The organism is Pseudoalteromonas prydzensis, assembly GCF_011050055.1.
In the GTDB taxonomy this organism is placed as follows: Bacteria; Pseudomonadota; Gammaproteobacteria; order Enterobacterales; family Alteromonadaceae; genus Pseudoalteromonas; species Pseudoalteromonas prydzensis_A.
Genome location: NZ_DRGM01000171.1, coordinates 1 through 19,795 on the forward strand (window position 1 = coordinate 1; position 19,795 = coordinate 19,795).

At 41.8% G+C, this 19,795-nt stretch carries 18 protein-coding genes; 8 read left to right on the forward strand and 10 right to left on the reverse strand.

Annotated features, from left to right (window positions below):
* Positions 1–38: 38 nt before the first annotated feature.
* Positions 39–1,670, reverse strand: a complete 1,632-nt coding sequence (locus ENH88_RS16690; RefSeq protein WP_304183933.1) for an endonuclease — start codon at positions 1,668–1,670, stop codon at positions 39–41.
* Between the two features lie 394 nt (positions 1,671–2,064).
* On the opposite strand from ENH88_RS16690, the gene ENH88_RS16695 reads away from it, so the two are divergent.
* The 5 genes from ENH88_RS16695 (at position 2,065) to ENH88_RS16715 (ending at position 7,791) form a co-directional block, all read left to right on the forward strand.
* On the forward strand, positions 2,065–3,873 hold the full coding sequence (locus ENH88_RS16695) for an assimilatory sulfite reductase (NADPH) flavoprotein subunit (protein ID WP_304183935.1): 1,809 nt from the start codon (positions 2,065–2,067) through the stop codon (positions 3,871–3,873).
* 64 nt (positions 3,874–3,937) lie between these two features.
* A complete protein-coding gene (gene cysI / locus ENH88_RS16700) occupies positions 3,938–5,635 on the forward strand; it encodes an assimilatory sulfite reductase (NADPH) hemoprotein subunit (protein ID WP_304183937.1) in 1,698 nt (565 codons plus the stop codon).
* Between the two features lie 43 nt (positions 5,636–5,678).
* Positions 5,679–6,419, forward strand: coding sequence for a phosphoadenylyl-sulfate reductase (locus ENH88_RS16705; RefSeq protein ID WP_304183940.1), 741 nt, complete (start codon positions 5,679–5,681; stop codon positions 6,417–6,419).
* 102 nt (positions 6,420–6,521) lie between these two features.
* On the forward strand, positions 6,522–7,259 hold the full coding sequence (locus ENH88_RS16710; protein ID WP_304183943.1) for a transporter substrate-binding domain-containing protein: 738 nt from the start codon (positions 6,522–6,524) through the stop codon (positions 7,257–7,259).
* A 34-nt stretch (positions 7,260–7,293) separates the two neighbouring features.
* Positions 7,294–7,791, forward strand: a complete 498-nt coding sequence (locus ENH88_RS16715; RefSeq protein WP_304183945.1) for a DUF4124 domain-containing protein — start codon at positions 7,294–7,296, stop codon at positions 7,789–7,791.
* On the opposite strand, the gene ENH88_RS16720 is transcribed toward ENH88_RS16715, so the two are convergent.
* The 4 genes from ENH88_RS16720 to ENH88_RS16735 form a co-directional block, all read right to left on the reverse strand.
* Entirely contained in the window at positions 7,792–8,040 is a 249-nt protein-coding gene (locus ENH88_RS16720; protein ID WP_304183947.1) for a hypothetical protein, read from the reverse strand.
* Between the two features lie 124 nt (positions 8,041–8,164).
* On the reverse strand, positions 8,165–10,912 hold the full coding sequence (acnA, locus tag ENH88_RS16725) for an aconitate hydratase AcnA (protein ID WP_304183948.1): 2,748 nt from the start codon (positions 10,910–10,912) through the stop codon (positions 8,165–8,167).
* Positions 10,913–11,119: 207 nt separating this feature from the next.
* The gene (locus ENH88_RS16730) at positions 11,120–11,548 is read right to left on the reverse strand and encodes a hypothetical protein (RefSeq protein WP_304183949.1); all 429 of its coding nucleotides are present in this window, start codon (positions 11,546–11,548) and stop codon (positions 11,120–11,122) included.
* Between the two features lie 76 nt (positions 11,549–11,624).
* Positions 11,625–12,008: an RNA-binding S4 domain-containing protein gene (locus ENH88_RS16735; RefSeq protein ID WP_304183950.1), complete on the reverse strand. Its 384-nt coding sequence runs from the start codon at positions 12,006–12,008 to the stop codon at positions 11,625–11,627.
* Positions 12,009–12,271: 263 nt separating this feature from the next.
* Between ENH88_RS16735 and ENH88_RS16740 the strand changes: the two genes are divergently transcribed.
* The 3 genes from ENH88_RS16740 to ENH88_RS16750 all read left to right on the forward strand — a co-directional run bounded on the left by ENH88_RS16740 (position 12,272) and on the right by ENH88_RS16750 (position 14,162).
* Positions 12,272–12,559, forward strand: coding sequence for a hypothetical protein (locus ENH88_RS16740; RefSeq protein WP_304183953.1), 288 nt, complete (start codon positions 12,272–12,274; stop codon positions 12,557–12,559).
* A gap of 55 nt (positions 12,560–12,614) precedes the next feature.
* Entirely contained in the window at positions 12,615–13,277 is a 663-nt protein-coding gene (locus ENH88_RS16745) for a hypothetical protein (RefSeq protein WP_304183954.1), read from the forward strand.
* Between the two features lie 75 nt (positions 13,278–13,352).
* Positions 13,353–14,162, forward strand: a complete 810-nt coding sequence (locus ENH88_RS16750; RefSeq protein ID WP_304183956.1) for an arylamine N-acetyltransferase family protein — start codon at positions 13,353–13,355, stop codon at positions 14,160–14,162.
* On the opposite strand, the gene ENH88_RS16755 is transcribed toward ENH88_RS16750, so the two are convergent.
* From ENH88_RS16755 to glnA, 5 genes are all read right to left on the reverse strand, one after another.
* Positions 14,151–14,609, reverse strand: coding sequence for a cyclic nucleotide-binding domain-containing protein (locus ENH88_RS16755; protein ID WP_304183957.1), 459 nt, complete (start codon positions 14,607–14,609; stop codon positions 14,151–14,153). The genes ENH88_RS16750 and ENH88_RS16755 overlap by 12 nt on opposite strands.
* 26 nt (positions 14,610–14,635) lie before the next feature.
* Positions 14,636–16,021, reverse strand: a complete 1,386-nt coding sequence (ntrC, locus tag ENH88_RS16760; protein ID WP_304183958.1) for a nitrogen regulation protein NR(I) — start codon at positions 16,019–16,021, stop codon at positions 14,636–14,638.
* Positions 16,022–16,039: 18 nt separating this feature from the next.
* Entirely contained in the window at positions 16,040–17,110 is a 1,071-nt protein-coding gene (gene glnL, locus ENH88_RS16765; RefSeq protein ID WP_304183959.1) for a nitrogen regulation protein NR(II), read from the reverse strand.
* A gap of 91 nt (positions 17,111–17,201) precedes the next feature.
* Positions 17,202–17,714 (reverse strand): DUF4124 domain-containing protein, encoded by a 513-nt coding sequence (locus tag ENH88_RS16770; protein WP_304183960.1) that lies wholly within the window; start codon positions 17,712–17,714, stop codon positions 17,202–17,204.
* Positions 17,715–17,849: 135 nt separating this feature from the next.
* On the reverse strand, positions 17,850–19,256 hold the full coding sequence (gene glnA, locus ENH88_RS16775) for a glutamate--ammonia ligase (protein ID WP_145237945.1): 1,407 nt from the start codon (positions 19,254–19,256) through the stop codon (positions 17,850–17,852).
* Positions 19,257–19,795: the final 539 nt, after the last annotated feature.

Genomic DNA, 19,795 nt, shown 5'->3' on the forward strand with positions numbered 1-19,795 from the left:
CCGCTGACCGCTGACCGCTGACCGCTGACCGCTGACCTTTACCAGATCATCTCAACAAACTCAGGGTGATCCACGAATGGATTACGATTTCCTTGATGCTCATAAGCGGCTTGGTTTCTATCTAACTCTAATTGACTGACTGGATCCTCGTTATGCCAATTAACCAACATAGTTACTACCCAATTCTCAAACACTTGATTTGAGCTGCCATTGAGTACAGCGTTACTGGCAGTGGTATTATTTTGCCAAGTAGCAATGACGTTTTCGTAGCGGGTTGCCATATAAAAATAGGCGCGAGCAAAGTCACCTTTAAATTCATCGATTGGCTCAAATACCGTACCTGAGTAATTAATCGAGCTGGCTGCGCTGCCAAGCTTACTACCATTACTTGAGGTGTAGCTGGCGCTGCCCACTTCACCAAACGGGTAGTTGCTACGTTTTGAATTAACATAACCATCGGTGGCAAAAATATGGTGTACGTCTGAGTTCATCGGCTCATTTGTGCCGCCAAACCAACTTTTCGGGAATGAATGTTCGCGGTTGTAGCAATCAGCTTCACTATTGTAAGTGCCGCATTGATCACTTACAGCGACATAGTTATAGCTATCTTGGCCGGTGGGATTTTCTGAATAACGATCGAGGATTGAATTGTCATTTTCAAAGTACTTATCCCGAGATGCGCTATCGTAAAAATGCCAAATAGCTGAATAGCCCTGTGAGTTGTGACCTTTAATAATGTTGTATAGCGCTGTTTTTAGAGCGTAGCCTGTTAAACCTTGGGCTGTGACATAATAACCGCTTGGCTCCGTGGGTGGCGTTTCCGGGTTGGTATTATCACCAAGTATAAAGGGAGTTGCTTCACTGCTTTGAAAGCTACTGCCGCTTGCAAGTTGTGTTTGGCCAAATGTTAACGCGTAGCTACCGTTACCAAATGAACAGCAAATACCGTCGCCGTAACTATCAAAAATACTAAACGTGTAATCGCCATCAACTAAGCAAGCTTGCTCAGTGTAGCTGTTGTTACCACTATAACCGCCACCAGATGCAACGGTTGTACCTTGAGCATTAGTTATTTGCCAACTAGTTTCTTCGCCATAATTATCAGTTGTTAGCGCTAAACTAACCGTATTATTGGCACAACCTGATGGTGGTGGCGGTGTGCTGCTACCAGAGCTTGGCGTGAAACTATCCACATACACAGTTTCACTGCCATCAAAGCCACTAACATCATAAAAGCGCAGGCCAACGCTAATCGTAGCATTGCTGGTTGCTGTATATTGATGACTGATCTGTTGCCATTGATTTAATAGCGCAGGGTTTGAGTAGCCTTGGTAGCCGTCGGCAATTAGGCGCGCTTTCACGCCGCCTTCTGTGTGATAAATCCAGCTTGAAAATAGATAGCTTTGGCCTGCTTCAACAGTCACTGTTTGCAGTAAATCAGTATTACTTTGGCTTGCTGTATTAACGTCTACTTTTGCAGCGAGAGAGCCGGTGTTGACGATAGAACTTGAAGGCGATAGCACAATACCAGCATCAATGGTGCTCCAGTCGTTAGGGGTGTTGCCTGACCAACTTTCAAAGTCGCCATTATCAATGGCGGCTAAGCAAGGAAGTGCTGTTGATAAAACAGCGCTGGCGAGTATGAGTTTTTTATATGTCCCGTGTGACATAGTGTTTCCTTATTGTTATGGGCGCACAGAATGTGGCCAATTTCACTATAGCCTACCTGAGATTTGTTGCAAAAAGGTTAACGTTTAATTTTATTACCGATGCTGAGAATTGCTATTTTTGCGAGCTATTCATTACGCTGCGATAGCGGACGCGCGCTATTTTTAGCTTTTAATATGTTTTTACTGGTTAATTTATAAATTAATAACTAAATGGAATAACAAAGCAGATTCTATTCTTTTTTTATTGGCGCATACCCCGTTATTCTTCACACTCAGAGAAATCTTTAGGGCCTGAGTTATTTGCCTTAAAGTCGACACAAATTTTAGGCAAAGTGATTGACTGTGATCAGTGATCATTTTGTAGATAACTTTCAGGGTTACGGGGAATTAATTCATGTTGTTAGGTCAACTTAATGCTGCAGCAAGTCCACTATCGCAAGAGCAAGTACAAAAGCTACAAGGTTTAGTCGCTGAACTTAATCCAATTCAGCAAGCGTGGGTGAGTGGTTACCTTGCTGCGAATGCAAATACGGCAGCTTTAGGTGGCGTGGTTGGTGCTACACCAAGTGCGGGTGAGGGCGCTGCATTGACCATTTTATATGGTTCACAAACCGGTAACTCAAAAGGTGTCGCAACTAAGCTTAAAGAGCAAGCTGAGTCTCGTGGTTTGGCTGTTAAATTAGTGAGTATGGCCGATTACAAACCAACGGCCCTGAAAAAAGAAAAATTCTTAACAGTCGTTGTTTCAACTTACGGTGAAGGTGAGCCGCCAGAAGATGCAGAAGCACTGCATGAGTTTTTAGCGACTAAAAAAGCCCCTAAACTTGATGGTGTGAAAATTGCGGTTATAGGTTTAGGTGATTCAAGCTATGAATTCTTCTGCCAAACAGCAAAAGATTTTGAACAGCGCTTAAATAAACTCGGTGCAGAAACTGTGTATCAGCGTGCTGATTTAGATGTTGATTACGATGAGGAAGCTGTAACATGGATCAGTGGCGCGTTAGATGCCTTTGAACCTGATTTAAAAGCGCAGCAAGGCGCAACAGGTGGTCAAGTGCTTTCATTTGGTGCGCCAGTAACAGCTGCCAGCCAATACACTAAGCAAAATCCATTTGCGGCAGAGCTAAGCACTGTGCAAAAAATCACCGGTCGTGATTCAAGCAAAGATGTGCGTCACGTTGAAATTTCACTTGAAGGTTCTGATATTACTTATACCCCAGGTGACTCGCTAGGGGTGTACTTCTTAAATGATGAAGTCTTGGTTGATGAAGTATTAACACTGACGCAAATTGATGCAGCAAGCCAAGTTAAAATCGCTGATGAACAGCTAAGCGTTCGTGATGCATTGATCGAAAAATTAGAGCTAACTCAGTCATACCCAGGTTTTGTAGAAAAATATGCAATCGCAACGGGCACCCCTGAGCTACTTAAGTTAGTTGAAGACAAAGCGGCAATGCGTGAATACATTGAGCCTCGTCAAATCTTTGATGTGATCCGCCAAAACCCAGCCAAGCTTGAGGCACAAACCTTGGTTGATTGTTTACGCAAGCTGCAAGCACGTTTATATTCAATCGCTTCAAGCCAAGCTGAAGTGGAAGACGAAGTCCATTTAACTATTGGCTTGGTTGAGTTTGAAGCGTTTGGTAGTGAGCATTTAGGTGGCTGTTCGGGTTATTTAGCACGTCGTGCTGAAGAAGGCTGTAAAGTAAAAGTATTTAGCGAACATAACGATAATTTCCGGTTACCTGCTAACGACGAAACGCCTGTGATCATGGTCGGCCCAGGTACTGGTATTGCGCCATTCCGTGCCTTTTTACAAGAACGTGATGCCCGCGAAGCAACAGGTAAAAACTGGTTATTCTTTGGCAACCCACACTTTACCCAAGATTTCTTATACCAAGTAGAAATTCAAGGTTACTTGAAGTCAGGTTTATTGAGCAAAGTTGATGTGGCGTTTAGCCGTGACCAAGCTGAGAAAGTCTACGTACAAGACAAGCTACGTGAAAACAGCAAAGCGGTATTTGAGTGGCTAGAAGCCGGCGCGCATTTTTATATTTGTGGTGACGCCAATCGCATGGCGAAAGATGTACACCAAACCTTGGTAGATATTATCAAAGAAAACAGTGGTAAGAATGATATAGACGCTGAGCAGTATTTAAAAGATTTACGCAGCGCAAATCGCTATCAGAAAGACGTTTACTAAAGTTAAACGTTGCTTACTTTATTAAAAGTTAACAGCCGTCACTGTAACAAATTTAGGATTAAATATGAGCGAACAAGATAACAACGTAAAGCTTTCTGATAACGAGCGTTTGAAAAGAGAAAGTAACTTTTTACGTGGCACCATAGAGCAAGATTTAAAAAATGAGATCACCGGTGGCTTTACTGCGGATAACTTTCAGTTAATTCGTTTCCACGGTATGTATCAACAAGATGACCGTGATATTCGTGGTGAGCGTGCTAAGCAAAAGCTAGAGCCATTACATAACGTAATGTTACGTGCTCGTATGCCTGGCGGTATCATCAAGCCTGAGCAATGGTTGGCGATTGATAAATTTGCCGACGAAAAAACTAGCTACGGCAGTATTCGTTTAACCACCCGACAAACATTTCAGTTTCATGGGGTATTAAAGCCAAACATTAAAGGCATGCACCAAATGCTTAATAGTGTTGGTATTGACTCAATTGCAACAGCAGGTGATGTTAACCGTAACGTACTGTGTACTACTAACCCAGTTGAGTCTGAGTTACATCAAGAAGCATACGATTGGGCTGCGAAAATTTCTGAGCATTTATTACCAAAAACCAAAGCGTATGCTGAAATCTGGTTAAATGGCGAAAAAGCAGAAACCACAGAAGAGCCAATTTTAGGCTCTAATTACTTACCGCGTAAGTTTAAAACCACAGTGACCATTCCACCAAATAATGAAGTGGATGTGCATGCGAATGACTTAAACTTTGTTGCGATTGCTGAACATGGCAAGCTGGTTGGTTTTAACGTATTAGTGGGTGGTGGCCTTGCCATGACCCACGGCGATACTGCAACCTATCCACGTAAAGCCGATGATTTTGGGTTTATCGCTTTAGCAGATACGCTAAAAATTGCTGAGCATGTGGTATCAGTGCAGCGTGATTGGGGAAATCGCTCAAACCGTAAAAACGCAAAAACTAAATACACCTTAGACCGTGTTGGCACTGATGTATTTAAAGCGGAAGTAGAACAGCGTGCCGGTGTTAAATTTGCGCCAAGCCGCCCGTATGAATTTACCCACCGCGGCGATCGTATCGGTTGGGTTGAAGGCATTGATGGCAAGCACCACTTAACTCTGTTCATTCAAAGTGGTCGTATTTTAGATTATCCAGGTAAACCACTGAAAACCGGTTGTCGCAAAATTGCTGAAGTTCACCAAGGTGATATGCGTATGACGGCAAATCAAAACTTGATCATTGCCGGTGTGCCAGCCTCACAAAAAGCAGTGATTGAAGAAATCGCCCGTAATCATGGTTTGATTGACGACAAAGACTCTGAGCAACGTAAAAACTCTATGGCCTGTGTGGCATTGCCAACCTGTCCATTAGCAATGGCTGAAGCAGAACGCTACTTGCCAAGCTTAATTGAAAAAACCGAAGCGCTGCTTGCTAAGCACGGTATTCCTGATGACAGTATCATCATGCGTGTTGTTGGTTGCCCGAATGGCTGTGGCCGCGCCATGTTGGCAGAAGCGGGCTTAGTAGGGAAAGGTCCAGGTAAATATAACGTGTACTTAGGTGGCAACCTTGAAGGCACGCGTATTCCTAAGTTGTATTTAGAAAATGTCGGTGAAGACGTGTATTTAGAGGCCTTTGACAAATTAATAGGTCAATGGGCAAGTGAACGTAACGACGGCGAATGTTTTGGTGACTTTGTGATCCGCAAAGGCATCGTTGCTGAAGTTAAAGTGTCAGTCACCGATTTTCACGCTTAATTTAAAAGCAAGCGAGTGAGCTTGCTGAGGTTTGGAATTTACTATGAGTGAATTTAAAAACATATTACAGCTCGATAAAGAAAGCCAAGCAGCGTTGATTGCAGATGCAAACGGCGTATTAAAAGACTTAAGTGCCGAACAACGGGTGGCTTGGGCGCTTGAAAACTTACCAGATACCCAGTTTTTATCATCAAGCTTTGGTATTCAGGCGGCGCTGATGTTGCACTTAGTCACATCACAGCGCCCAGATATACCTGTAGTCTTAACTGATACCGGTTACTTATTTCCGGAAACGTATCAGTTTATTGAGCAAATGACGATGCGTTTATCACTTAATTTAAAAGTGTATAAATCAGCGCTGAGCCCAGCATGGCAAGAAGCTAAGTTTGGTAAGTTATGGGAGCAAGGTGAAGCGGGAATTAAGCAATATAACCAGCTTAATAAAGTAGAGCCGATGACCCGTGCGCTAAAAGAGATTAACGCCGGCACTTGGTTTAGCGGCCTGCGTCGGGATCAAGCATCGACTCGTGCCGATAAGCAGGTTGTTGAAATTAGCCGTGGTACAGTTAAGGTTTACCCAATTATTGAATGGTCAAACCGTGATGTGTATCAGTATCTAACGAAACACGATTTACCATATCATCCATTGTGGGAAGAAGGCTATGTGTCGATGGGGGATGTGCATACAACCCGTAAGTTAGAGCCGGGTATGACCGAAGAAGAAACTCGTTTCTTTGGTTTAAACCGTGAATGTGGCTTACACATTGATGGTGATGGCATCTAACCCTAAATGCTGTTCTGAATATACCTAAAACGCAGCCTAGCTGCGTTTTGTATTTTTGGCTACAATATAATCAGGCATTATAAATAAATGTGCAGCTATTTTATGAAACTGTGTTACGCAATTTTATTTTTGTTATGTTCCTGTAATCTGTTTGCCGAAAGTCTTCGGATTGCCTTACCAGATGAAGATTATCCTCCCTTTCACTTTGTCAGCTCAAAAAATAAAGGTATTTTATATGATGTTATTACATCATTTTCGCGGGCTACAGGGGTTAAAATAGACTACATTTTTGTGCCAGAAATGCGTTCGGCACACATGGTGCGACGCGGTGATGTTGATGCACGCATGGAATCTGAAGTTTGGCTTATCGGTAATGAGCCATATTATTGGAGTCACGAGATTGTGTGGGTCGAAGATGTGATGGTCGTGGCGCGAGGAGCCAAACTAATTGACTTACAACAATTGAGTAGCTTAGAAGGTGGTGTTTTACTTGGGCACTTTGGCTATGTTTATCCAACATTTGAGTTGTTAGAGCAGAATAATGTACTGCATCGTGAAAATTTTTATTCCGACTTAGCAGTACTGCAAAGCTTGTACAAAGATACTACTGACAGTAAACGCTTTACTGTTATGTCGCGCTCCGTCGTAAATTGGTATATACAAAAGTACCCCGAACTTGCTGATTTAAACATAAGTGATGTCAGTGTTGGTGTTGCGCCATTACAACTACAGTTTGCCTATAATCCGAAAGGTAAAAAGTACGTAAAAGAATTTAATGATTTTTTACAAAGGTTGAAAGATAATGGTGAGCTGGATAAAATCATAGCTCGCTATCAATGATAGTAATGGCGAGTTTTAACTCAAAGGATTGAATATGAAGTACTTCTCGTACCTAGCAATTATGGTATTGCTAATTAGTGTAGCTGGATTATGTTATTTACAGCGCCCAGATGGCCAAGCATGGTTAACGAGTGATGAAATAACTCGTCAATCCAGTGATACGCTTGCTCGCGCTGTTAAGGTTATCAGTGAAACTAGTCAAAAAGTTGTAGAATCAATGACTGCGGATAGTTCATCTGAGGCTATAGTAATTTACAAATGGCAAGACAAACAAGGGCAATGGCATTATTCAGATAGGCCTAACCCTGATGGTAAAAGTCAACAAATGTTGCTCGACCCTAACGATATAACGGTTGTTGCAGCCGAAGATACCGCTATTCTCAAAGGCAGCGCTAAAACAACTAATATGGCGCTTACGGGCACGGCTAGTCGTGTTTATGATCCTGTCGTGATAAAAAAACTGTTTGAAGATGCAGAGCAAGTAAAAAGCGCATTAGAGCAACGTACAAAAGCGCTAGAAGCGGCTCAGTAATTAAAGTGGCGATTGTGTGCGCTTGTTGTGCTTGGCTTCCATTTTCATCAGCACAATGGTGAGATAAATTTTTGTCGGTAATGAAAATAAAATACCAACTGCAATTAAAGTCGCACCGATCATAATGCCATGAATACTATTTTGTTCAGCAAACAGATCCGAGACTAATAAGTAATGCCCCGCTAAAATCAGCGATATACCGAGAATTATAAATATTTTAAGCATGCTTATGATTTTTTGCTCAGTCATACAATGCAGCTGTTGGTTGGTAATTAGGCGTATTAAGTGTAGTTAATAATGAATAAGCTGATTTGTTTTACATCAAGAAATTAAGGGCTAAGCAAATTAAATCTGCAAAGCCCTGAGCAGTCAATTAATTGCTGAGCATATTACGCAAGACGTATTGTAAAATGCCGCCATGCTTGTAGTAATCCCACTCTTTAGGGGTATCGATACGAACATCAGCCGTAAAACTTTGCTTTTTCCCCTCGCTATTTGTGGCAATTACGGTTACTTCAGTCGTTTTGTCATACAGGCCATCAATGTCAAATTGCTCTTGACCAGTTAAGCCAAGCGACTCATGACTTTCGCCGTCCTTAAATTGCAGCGGTAACACACCCATACCAATCAGGTTGGAGCGGTGAATACGTTCATAACTTTGTGCTATTACTGCTTTAACACCCAATAATAGCGAGCCTTTTGCGGCCCAGTCGCGTGATGAACCTGTGCCATACTCAGCCCCTGCGAGTACAACAAGAGGTGTACCTTGTTGTTGATACGCCATTGCTGCATCGTAAATACTGGCAAGCTCATCATCAGGTTGTGTGCGAGTTACACCGCCTTCCGTGCCAGGAGCTAATAAGTTTTTTAACCTGACGTTGGCAAAAGTACCACGCATCATCACTTCGTGATTACCACGGCGTGAGCCATAAGAGTTAAACTGGGCTTTTTCAACCCCATGTTCTTGCAGGTATAGGCCTGCGGGGGCATCGGCTTTTATTGCTCCGGCGGGGGAAATATGGTCGGTAGTCACAGAATCGCCAAGTTTTGCTAAACAGCGTGCGCCAGTAATTGTTGGGATCCCAGGTGGTTCTATTTTCATACCATCAAAAAATGGTGCTTTTTTGATGTAAGTTGATGCTTCATTCCAGTCATACAGTTTGCCATCAGGAATTTTAATTTGTTGCCAGCGAGCATCACCTTTGTAAACATTGCCGTAACTTGAGGCAAACATTTCTTTAGTGACGGTTTTTTTCACTAGCTCATTCACTTCGCTCATTGTTGGCCAGATGTTTTTCAGGTAAATATCATTGCCGTCTGTATCTTGTGCCAGCGGTTCATTGTAAACATCTATATCGGTGCGCCCAGCAATTGCGTAAGCAACAACCAAAGGCGGTGAGGCTAGAAAGTTCATTTTCACGTCTTGGTGAATACGTCCTTCAAAGTTACGGTTGCCTGATAAAATAGAGCTTACAATCAGTTTATGTTTTTGAATCGCATCAGAGATTTCATCGGCAAGTGGGCCTGAGTTACCAATACAGGTAGTACAACCATAGCCAACTAAGTTAAAGCCAAGCGCATCTAAGTCAGCCATTAGGCCAGCTTTTTCTAAGTAATCGGTTACCACTTGTGAGCCTGGTGCGAGTGATGTTTTTACCCACGGTTTTACATTAATTCCTAACTGGCGAGCTTTTTGCGCTACTAAGCCTGCTGCTAAAATAACGCTTGGGTTGGAAGTATTAGTACAACTAGTGATGGCGGCAATCACACAAGCGCCATCTTTGAGCTCAAATTCTTGGCCTTTAAAGTTAACCTTTGCTGCGCCCACAAATTGCGCTTCGTTTACCGTATCGTTAGGATTCGTAACGGGGCCTTCGCTTTCAATACGCGCTTGTTGCTCGTCACTATTGTCATGTTTTGCTAAGCGTTCATCTTGGAAGGTTGTTAAGTGTTTGCTGATGAGTTCACCGGCTTGATCTAATGCAATTCTATCTTGTGGGCGTTTAGGGCCTGCAAGGCTTGGCACAACATCACTGAGGTTTAATTCGAGTTTATCGGTGTAATTAGCTTCATCGCCATCGTTACGCCATAAACCTTGATGTTTAGCGTAGTCCTCAATCAGTTTTAACTGTTGTTCATCGCGATTGGTTAAGCGTAAGTAGCTAATGGTTTCATCATCAATCGGGAAAATACCACAGGTAGCACCGTACTCAGGCGCCATATTAGCAATGGTGGCACGATCTGCTAATGGTAAGTCAGCTAGGCCGTCACCATAAAATTCCACAAACTTACCAACTACACCATGTTTACGCAGTATTTCAGTTACGGTTAGTACCAAATCTGTCGCTGTGGTGCCTTCAGGTAAACGGCCGCTGAGTTTCATACCCACCACTTGTGGGATCAGTAAGCTAATTGGCTGACCGAGCATTGCGGCTTCCGCTTCAATGCCGCCTACACCCCAACCAAGTACGCCTAAGCCATTGATCATCGTAGTATGAGAATCAGTACCAACTAAGGTATCTGGGTAAGCAAATTTTTGCCCGTTGCGGTCTTCGTTAAATACCACTCGGGCGAGGTATTCTAAATTCACTTGGTGAACAATCCCGGTGGCGGGTGGCACTACTTTTAAGTTATCGAATGCCGTTTGACCCCAACGTAAAAATTCATAACGTTCTTTATTGCGTTCATATTCTAGCTTGGCATTTAAATCAAATGAGCCATCATTACCATAGCCATCTACTTGTACTGAGTGGTCAATTACCAACTCAGCAGGAGAGAGTGGATTTATTTTTGCCGGATCGCCACCGAGTTTTTCCATGGCATCACGCATCGCGGCTAAATCAACGATCGCGGGTACTCCGGTAAAATCTTGCATTACTACGCGCGCTGGCGTAAACGCTACTTCGGCAGTTGGTTTAGCTTGTGGATCCCAATCTAATAATGCATCGATATCTTGTGCTTTGATATTTACGCCATCTTCATTGCGTAGTAGGTTTTCGAGTAGAATTTTTAACGAGAACGGCAGTCGCTTGGCTTTGTCGCCTAATCCTTGCAGTGAATGAATATGAAACTGCTCGCCATTAATAGTGAGTTGTTTTTGGGTGTCAAAACTATTGTTCATTATGTGCCCCTAAGTTAGATGAATATCCTTAAGTAGTACTCAAGTGGTAAGTGTAACCCCTCTTTAAATAGTTAAAGTGCAAAGTACATACCAGCTTCTTTTTGCATGTTTTTTGCACAGTTAATGTAGTAGATATGATGCTGAAAATTTATATTTCAAGCGTTAGCAGTAAAACAACAGCAGCTAAATTTAGTCTGCTTTGCTGGTTTACTGTAGCCAACCTTGTTGTTTGCCTTTGTGGCTCAGCATTAGCAGGGTAATCGCAATAACAACAACTAATATTGGCATAAAGACAGCACTAGCACCGAGTAATGCAATACTGTTAATGATGATGAAATTATAAAATTGTTGAATAAAAATAGCGATTAACGACAGGGCAAAACAGGCTCGTGCAACTGCTTTTTTAAGTAACAAGAAAATACAGCCAACTGTGCCACCAAACACGGCTACAGCAAACGCTAAGGTAGACCATAAAGGGATGTTTGAATATGCAGCTTGTTGATCTGCAGGGAGTTTACTAATCATTTCAGGGGTCATAAGCAGTTGCATAATAAACGCAATTACCCCGAGTAAATTCCAAACTAAGGCGGCCCAAGCAACGCTTTTAAGCCAACTAGGAGCTGTTGAAGTCGTCATAAAACCCTTCTAATTTGCTATTGTTAAGAAAGTAATTAAAGACGACTCTAAAGTGTTTTACAAGTTGTGTAGGTGATTAACCAAATGAAATTGGACGACGGCCGGTTTTTTCATCTACTTTCGGCTTTTTGGTACGTTTACGTTTGTTTTTAGGCGCTGCGGGTGTTTCTTGCACAGGGTTTTTTACACTCTCAGATTGCGTATTTCCCACAGCACGCTGTGCCGGTGTTGCATCTTCACTTAAAGTTAACTTAAAGAGCTCACCATCAAATTCAAGCACATCACCACTGTATAATTTTTTCCGTTTGATTGTACAAATTTCATGGTTAACACCCACATAACCCTCAGTGATGAGGTTTTTTGCTTGGCCGCCACCTTCAACTAAATCAAGAACTTTTAAAAGTTTACATAACTCAATCGGTTCTTCTTCTAATTCAATTTCAATGTATTCGTTGTTCATGTTTGATCTCATTAAGGTAGGGCACAGCCATAGTATAAAGGCTTAGCGTGACTTTTGCATCAAGCTGTCTAAAGTCTGCAAGGCATTAAATAAAATTAACCGGAAACTTTTTTGTATTTTTCACTGTCTTTAAAAAAACTGCAGTAATTACGATGTAAGCTGCGACTGTAAAATCTGGCCTGTTATTTGCCGTAGATGATGAAAATTAATAACCGCTAGATGCAGTAACTTAAGTGCTAAGGCACTGAAAAATGGAGTAGAAGATGGGCGTAAGATTAGCAATGCGAAAAGAGTTAATGGGTTTAAATAACTCAGATATGTTAACAGCTGATGATGTCAGAGCGCACCTAACTCAACAGGTAAAACAACAGCCGCACAGTATGCAAAAAGGCTTTTCGGTGATTTCAAAATTTAATGATAATCACAGTCAATTACTCAGTGGTGACAACAACCGAGAGTGTTTGTTGGAGTTTCAACGCCATCGTTTATTTAAAGATGTGTTATACACCAGGCAAAGTGTTGATGCTTGGTTAAATAGCCAAATAAATTAAGTTGCCTTAATGCGCTACCTCCAATAGACTACATTTGTAATCATTTGGAGGTACTATGCGAAATGGAATTTTAATCTGCATGTTGTTATTACTAACAGCGTGCCAACAACCTACAATATATGTGTACACTGAAAGCTTAACTAAATTCCAAACCGAGCAACTGAGTGTACGCTTACAGCAACAATCGTTACCGTATCAATTCACTCAATTACCAGTACCTAAAGAGTTTACTGCTGCGACACTGTTAACTTCCGAAGATAAGCTACTTACTGCTGAAACCGAGCAGCTTGCTGATATTATGCAGGCGATGGGCTATCAGCCACAGCTTAATTATGTGTCGGTGGCTAATCATCATTATAGCGATGGCAATATTGGTTTTTACTTACGTGGTGAGCAAATAGAGCAAGGTTTTGACCTGCCGCAACAGCTGCGCACTACTGGTTGCGTTGAAGACCGCTACAATAACCTTAAAGTCAGATTTTTTGATAACTTGGTTGAAGTTACTTTACTAAATGGTGCTCGCGCTCAGTTAGTTTGGCAGCGTTATGAAAATTATTTAGTCATCAATTATAGAGATACTTCGCAGTCATACACGCATTCAAGCCCTTTGGTTGCCACTCCTTTTGGGGAAAAGCCCTCAGACACATTTCGCTATAACGCACACATTGAAGGGCCACAATGGTTAAATTGCTCGCTGCAAGTTGTGTATATGGATTAAAAAACACTTTACCTAAACTTAGCTTGAGGTTTTAGGCTGTGCAGAAATCATCAACCTTAATAACCAGGATGCTTTATGCACGCTTATATCAAAGATTATTTAAACAGCCTAGATACCGATGTTGAACATGCTGTTCGGGATTTAAATTTGGTTACCCGACTGCAAGCACTGCATTTAACTAACTACAGCTTTAGTAGTGTTAATGCATTGCAAGATCTTCCTTTGAGTACTGAACCAGAACAATTATTTAAACGTTTGATTACTGATAAACAAGGTGGCTATTGCTTTGAGCATAACAAAATATTTTACTTAGCTTTGCAGGCATTGGACTTTAATGTACAAATAGTGATAGCGAGAGTGATGCTCAATGGTCAGCTTGAAAATCCACGTTCACATCGGTTAACGCTATTAACCCTCGATGGCAAACAATACTTAGTGGATGTAGGTTTTGGGGTGAGTACACCAATATTACCTTTAGCGATCGATCAAAGTGGCATCGTCGCCGAAAGCATGAATAAATACCGTATAACTCGTTGCGGCAATATCATTATGGTTCATCAGCAACAACCCGAAGAAAAATATTTATACCGCGTTGAGCTCGCTGAATTTTTTGAAAGTGATTGCGATATAGCGCACTTTTATAGCCATCAACACCCAAGTGCTGCATTTGTAAATAACTTAGTCGTATCACGAATTGCTGATGGTGAACGGTTTCTTATTCGTAATCAGAGTTTTTTTTATTGGCATCAAGCAAAGTCACTGCATACAGGGCAAGTAATCGAAAGTAGTGAGCATTTATATCAGTTAATTCGAGAGGTTTTTTTACTGAATGTATCACTGCAATCTGCGCAGTGGCTATTTACTAAAATACGCTCAGCCTCGTGAATCAAGGTAGTGACTAAGCTTGGCGATGCGCTCGCTCATGCCTTCGATAATGCGATCTTTGATTTTTTCGCGGATCACATTGGGTAGCCGAGTAAGCGCTTCATGGGTGATCGCCAAGACAATGGTATCGCTTTTTGCGCGGGCACTGGTGCTACGTTCGCGGTTATTGATAAAGGCACCTTCGCCAATAAACTCACCGGGCTCTATTGTGCCCAGTTCCATTAAATGGCTGTGCTTAAACACCACAATAGCGCCACTGAGAACAATATACAGTTGTTTGTCATTATCGAATTGTTTAAACACAAAGCGATCTTGACTCACTAAATATAAATGGCTGAATGATTCGAGTAAAATTTGCCGCTCGTTGAGGGTAAACTCTCTAAAAAAATTCAGCCTATTGAGTATTTCCAGCTGCTTTATTAATGGTATATGCTCGATTAACTTCAACTTGTTTTCCTTTCAAACAGGGAAATTTAGTTGATATTGCGCTCTTTTAATTTACGGGTCAATGTATTGCGACCCCAACCAATTTTAACGGCGGCTTCTTGCTTATGACCAGCACAGTTTGCCAACGCCGTTTTGATTAAGCGAGTTTCTAACTGCGCTTGAATATTCGGCCAAATATTTTCTTTACCTTGTTTTAGCTCTTGATTAAGCCACTGCTGAAATGAATCAAGCCAATCACCTTCTTGTTGAGCTGCGTCGATCTCTAAAATCTCAGGCGGTAAATCTTGTTCACTGACTAATTCACCCGGAGCCATTACAGTAAGCCAGCGACAGGTGTTTTCAAGTTGGCGAACATTGCCTGGCCAGTTGAATAGGCGCAGTAAATCAGTGGCTTTAGCGCTGAGCACTTTACTTTCAACTTGTAAGTCTTTGGCGCTTTTATGCAAAAAGTGTTGTGCTAAGCGTTCAATGTCTTCGGTGCGTTCACGCAGAGCGGGTAAGCGAAGTCTTACCACGTTTAAGCGGTGAAATAAGTCATCCCTAAACTTGCCTTGTTTGACCAAGTCTTCAAGGTTTTGGTGAGTTGCGGCAATGATCCGCACATCCACCTTAATACTTTGATGACCACCAACGCGGTAAAATTCGCCATCAGCTAATACCCGTAATAGCCGAGTTTGTACATCCAGTGGCATATCGCCAATTTCATCGAGAAATAACGTCCCGCCATTGGCTTGTTCAAAGCGGCCTTTACGCACACTATCAGCCCCAGTAAAGGCGCCTTTCTCATGGCCAAACAGCTCAGACTCCACCAATTCTTTAGGAATTGCCGCCATATTCAAGGCAATAAACTGGTTTTCTTTACGCGGGCTGTGGTTATGCAATGCACTGGCAACTAACTCTTTACCGGTACCAGATTCACCATTAATCAATACACTCATGCTTGATGCCGACAGCTTGCCGATTGCCCGAAACACTTCTTGCATAGCTGGCGCTTCGCCAATGATATGGGCGCTTTTTGGCGGAGCTGGTTTACGTTTAGTCTTTTTAGTGGAATTAGCGCGACACGCGCTTTCTACTAAGGCAACCGCTTCATTTAAATCAAACGGTTTGGCCAGGTATTCAAATGCGCCTTTTTGAAAGGCATTAACTGCAGAATCTAAGTCAGAATGCGCAGTCATAATGATCACTGGAAGCCCTGGATTTTGCTCTGCAATAAGCTCCAGCAATGCCATGCCATCCATACCCGGCATTCTTACATCTGAGACCAGCACGGTGGGCTGGCTAAACTTTAATGCACTGAGCACGTCTTGGGCATTAGCAAAACTTTCAACGTTGAAACCTGCGCGTGCCAGCGCTTTTTCAAGTACAAAGCGGATCGATGCATCATCATCAACAAGCCAAACTGTTTTCATGCGAACTCCAAAAACCGATTAATCCACAAAAGGCAGATATATATTAAATTCTGTATGACCTGGCCAGCTATCACATTCGATATAGCCATTGTGTTGATCGATCAAGGTTTGTGCAATCGAGAGTCCGAGTCCTGAACCACCATCTTTATTGGTGATCATCGGGTAAAACAAGGTCTCTTTGATGCTAGGATCGATACCAGGTCCGTCATCTGATATTTGGATCAGCAAAGCTTTCTTAGGGGCTTTACCCGGGCGACGTTGTTGATGATTAATGCGTGTTTTAATTTTTATCACGCCACCACCGATCAACGCTTGTTGTGCATTACGAACAATATTAAGTACCACTTGCTGAATTTTACCTTGGTCAATAAATACATCCGGAATACTTGGATCATAATCTTTTTCCAAACTAATGTTGGCGCAATTATCTAAGGTACTTAACTTAATGACAGACTCTAAGGTTTGATGAATATTACCGTATGATTTTTGCGGTAATTGATTCGGCCCTAATAATCTGTCTACCAGCTCTCGTAAGCGGTCTGCTTGCTCAATGATCAGTTCTGCACATTCATCCCGTTCTTGCTGATCAACCTCATACTGCAATAATTGCGCCGCTCCGCGAATTCCACCTAAAGGATTTTTAATTTCATGGGCAAGTCCGCGAATTAAATTTCGGGCAGCTTGGTATTGATGCATTTGATTCGAGGCTTGATCATGGCGAATTTCATCGTCGGTTTGGCGACATTCAAATAAGATATAATACTCGTTTTGCAGTTTTACGCGGCGCGAGCTGATCGCTAATTTGGCATGGCGAGAATCAACGAAAACCACGTCAGCTCTATGCTGGTGGCAATCTACACCATCCATCAGTGAGTATTGTGCAATGCGTTTTAAGTCAATCGAATGATAGTTAAATAGACTGTCAAATGGCTGATTTAGAATACGCTTAGGGCCTAATCCTAATAGCTCACTGGCACTATTATTAGCGTAAATAAGCGTAAATTGTTGATCAAGTAAGAGCACTGCAGTTGAGAGATTTTGCCAAATGCTAGTGAGTAGTTCCGGGCTAAAATTTTTATTATTGGGCATGGTTGCACCACTTTAGTGCGTTGATGATAATTAGCAGCTTAGCACATAATTATTAAGCAAATTATTGTCTTTGTATCGAAAGAAGATCTTTTTACAAAGATGATGCTCTATGCATAAAAAATGTACTTATTGGGCTAACAGAGACTACAGAGCCTTGCGGATCAAATAGTTTAACTTGTAAGGTGTGTTCCCCACGATTGACATCGCGCAGGGCAAACGTGCTGGTATTGCTGGGCTCTGCAAATGCAGCACCATCAACCAGTAGCTGAATTTTAAAACCATTCTCAAAGCGAGGTGTAATACGACTAGTAACATACACTGAACCGGTATTCTCACGCACAGTGCCTTGATCGGCAGGGGAAGAAATAACCACTTTATAGCTTTTTGCAGCGACAGGCTGCTGTTCATCTAAAATACTAGTATCAACGCTTGGCATAGATAAAGTTTGGCTCGTGAGCTTTACTTCAGTGGCACCCACTTTAGGGGTATCAGAAAATACTAAAACACCATTCTTATCTTTCCAAGAATAAATTTTCTTATCACCACTGTAGCCATAAAAGCTGATTGAGATCAGCATCACTAGTAATAAAAGCCTTGTTTTCACCTTGCCACCTTGCATTTTTTGCACTAACTAAACTTTAGTGGAGAATGGGGAAATTAGCCATAAAAAAAGCCCGCATAACGGGCCTTGAGAACACACATAGATTATCTATAACTAGATAATTCTAACTACAGCGTATTAACAGCTGTAGTACATTTCGAACTCAACTGGGTGAGTCGTCATGTTAAGCTTTTCAACTTCTTTCGACTTAAGCGCAATGTAAGCATCAATTAGGTCGTTAGTGAATACGCCACCTTGATTTAAGAACTCACGATCAGCATCTAAAGAAGCAAGTGCTTCTTGTAGTGAAGTTGCAACTGTTGGGATTTCTGCTGCTTCTTCTGCTGGTAAGTCGTATAAATCTTTATCCATTGCATCGCCAGGGTGGATCTTGTTCTTGATACCGTCAAGGCCAGCCATAAGCATTGCAGAGAATGCAAGGTATGGGTTAGCAGTTGGATCTGGGAAGCGTACTTCGATACGACGACCTTTTTCAGATGGAACCACTGGGATACGGATTGATGCAGAACGGTTACGTGCAGAGTACGCAAGCATTACTGGCGCTTCAAAGCCTGGTACTAAACGTTTGTACGAGTTAGTAGACGCATTGGCAAATGCATTGATTGCTTTAGCATGCTTGATAATACCACCGATGTAGTAAAGCGCTTCTTCAGAAAGACCGCCGTACTTGTCGCCTGCGAATAAGTTAACACCGTCTTTAGCTAAAGACTGGTGACAGTGCATACCAGAACCGTTGTCACCAACGATTGGCTTAGGCATGAAGGTCGCTGTTTTGCCATATAAATGAGCCATGTTATGGATAACATATTTCATTTCTTGGATTTCATCCGCTTTTAATACCATAGTATTGAAGCGAGTAGCGATTTCGTTTTGACCCGCTGTAGCCACTTCGTGGTGATGCGCTTCAACAACTTGACCTAGTTCTTCAAGCACTAAACATGTCGCTGAACGCCAATCTTGGAAATCATCAACTGGAGCAACAGGGAAATAACCACCTTTTACGCCAGGACGGTGACCCGTGTTGCCGCCTTCGTAGCTTTTATCTGAGTTCCAAGCTGCTTGCTTAGAATCAATTTTGTACATTGAACCTGACATATCAGTTTTGTATTTGATGTCATCAAATACGAAGAACTCTGGCTCAGGACCAAATAAAACGGTGTCAGCAATACCAGTAGAACGCATGTACTCTTCAGCGCGCTTAGCAACTGAACGCGGGTCGCGCTCATAACCTTGTAATGTGCCAGGTTCAACCACATCACAACGTAAAATTAAAGTAGCTTCTTCTGTGAAAGGGTCTAATTTAGCTGATTCAGCAACAGGTAGTAATACCATGTCTGATTCGTTAATGCCTTTCCAACCAGCAATTGAAGAACCGTCAAACATTTTGCCGTCTTCAAAGAAATCTTCATCTACTTGGTGATGAGGAATAGAAACATGTTGTTCTTTACCTTTGGTATCAGTAAAGCGTAAATCAACGAACTTAACGTCATTTTCTTTAATAAAATCTAAAACCGATTGTGACATGTGTCCTCCAACTGTTGGGTTTTATTTTTGCTGCATAATTGCTTTTGCTTTCTAGTAAGCGGCTTCCATGCCATATTTGTAATATATTGTTTTTAATGGTTAAAAAATACAGATGTTCGCGAGCTTTTGGTGTTTTTGCACCAACTTGGATCGTAATTTGATCATTTTGGTGCATTCATTAAGTGAACGCTATTTGCGATTAATTTGTACATATAATAAACACCGCTATTTAGTTAACTTACTCAGCAAATACTGCCAAATTATGACAATAATAGCTAGGAATGAGCGAAATAGTGGCAAATTGAAAAATTAAATTAATGAAAATGTCATATATAAAACAGATACTTATTAGAAGTATGAAGAAAGTTGTGAAATATATATTGGATAAACTTTCATCCATGTCATTAATAAGGGATAATATGCGCCCTTTTAAATCCTATGCTGGGACATCTCGTGAAAACGCAGATGAGTGCGTAGATCTTGCAGGATCATTGAGAATTTAATTTCTCTGAGTAAATATATGAGCATCGAAAAGTTAA

What these genes read in the sequence shown, in the direction of transcription:
- ENH88_RS16690 (WP_304183933.1), bottom strand. Translation starts at nt 1,670, where the DNA reads ATGTCACACGGGACATATAAAAAACTCATACTCGCCAGCGCTGTTTTA.
- ENH88_RS16695 (WP_304183935.1), top strand. Translation starts at nt 2,065, where the DNA reads ATGTTGTTAGGTCAACTTAATGCTGCAGCAAGTCCACTATCGCAAGAG.
- cysI (WP_304183937.1), top strand. Translation starts at nt 3,938, where the DNA reads ATGAGCGAACAAGATAACAACGTAAAGCTTTCTGATAACGAGCGTTTG.
- ENH88_RS16705 (WP_304183940.1), top strand. Translation starts at nt 5,679, where the DNA reads ATGAGTGAATTTAAAAACATATTACAGCTCGATAAAGAAAGCCAAGCA.
- ENH88_RS16710 (WP_304183943.1), top strand. Translation starts at nt 6,522, where the DNA reads ATGAAACTGTGTTACGCAATTTTATTTTTGTTATGTTCCTGTAATCTG.
- ENH88_RS16715 (WP_304183945.1), top strand. Translation starts at nt 7,294, where the DNA reads ATGAAGTACTTCTCGTACCTAGCAATTATGGTATTGCTAATTAGTGTA.
- ENH88_RS16720 (WP_304183947.1), bottom strand. Translation starts at nt 8,040, where the DNA reads ATGACTGAGCAAAAAATCATAAGCATGCTTAAAATATTTATAATTCTC.
- acnA (WP_304183948.1), bottom strand. Translation starts at nt 10,912, where the DNA reads ATGAACAATAGTTTTGACACCCAAAAACAACTCACTATTAATGGCGAG.
- ENH88_RS16730 (WP_304183949.1), bottom strand. Translation starts at nt 11,548, where the DNA reads ATGACGACTTCAACAGCTCCTAGTTGGCTTAAAAGCGTTGCTTGGGCC.
- ENH88_RS16735 (WP_304183950.1), bottom strand. Translation starts at nt 12,008, where the DNA reads ATGAACAACGAATACATTGAAATTGAATTAGAAGAAGAACCGATTGAG.
- ENH88_RS16740 (WP_304183953.1), top strand. Translation starts at nt 12,272, where the DNA reads ATGGGCGTAAGATTAGCAATGCGAAAAGAGTTAATGGGTTTAAATAAC.
- ENH88_RS16745 (WP_304183954.1), top strand. Translation starts at nt 12,615, where the DNA reads ATGCGAAATGGAATTTTAATCTGCATGTTGTTATTACTAACAGCGTGC.
- ENH88_RS16750 (WP_304183956.1), top strand. Translation starts at nt 13,353, where the DNA reads ATGCACGCTTATATCAAAGATTATTTAAACAGCCTAGATACCGATGTT.
- ntrC (WP_304183958.1), bottom strand. Translation starts at nt 16,021, where the DNA reads ATGAAAACAGTTTGGCTTGTTGATGATGATGCATCGATCCGCTTTGTA.
- glnL (WP_304183959.1), bottom strand. Translation starts at nt 17,110, where the DNA reads ATGCCCAATAATAAAAATTTTAGCCCGGAACTACTCACTAGCATTTGG.
- glnA (WP_145237945.1), bottom strand. Translation starts at nt 19,256, where the DNA reads ATGTCACAATCGGTTTTAGATTTTATTAAAGAAAATGACGTTAAGTTC.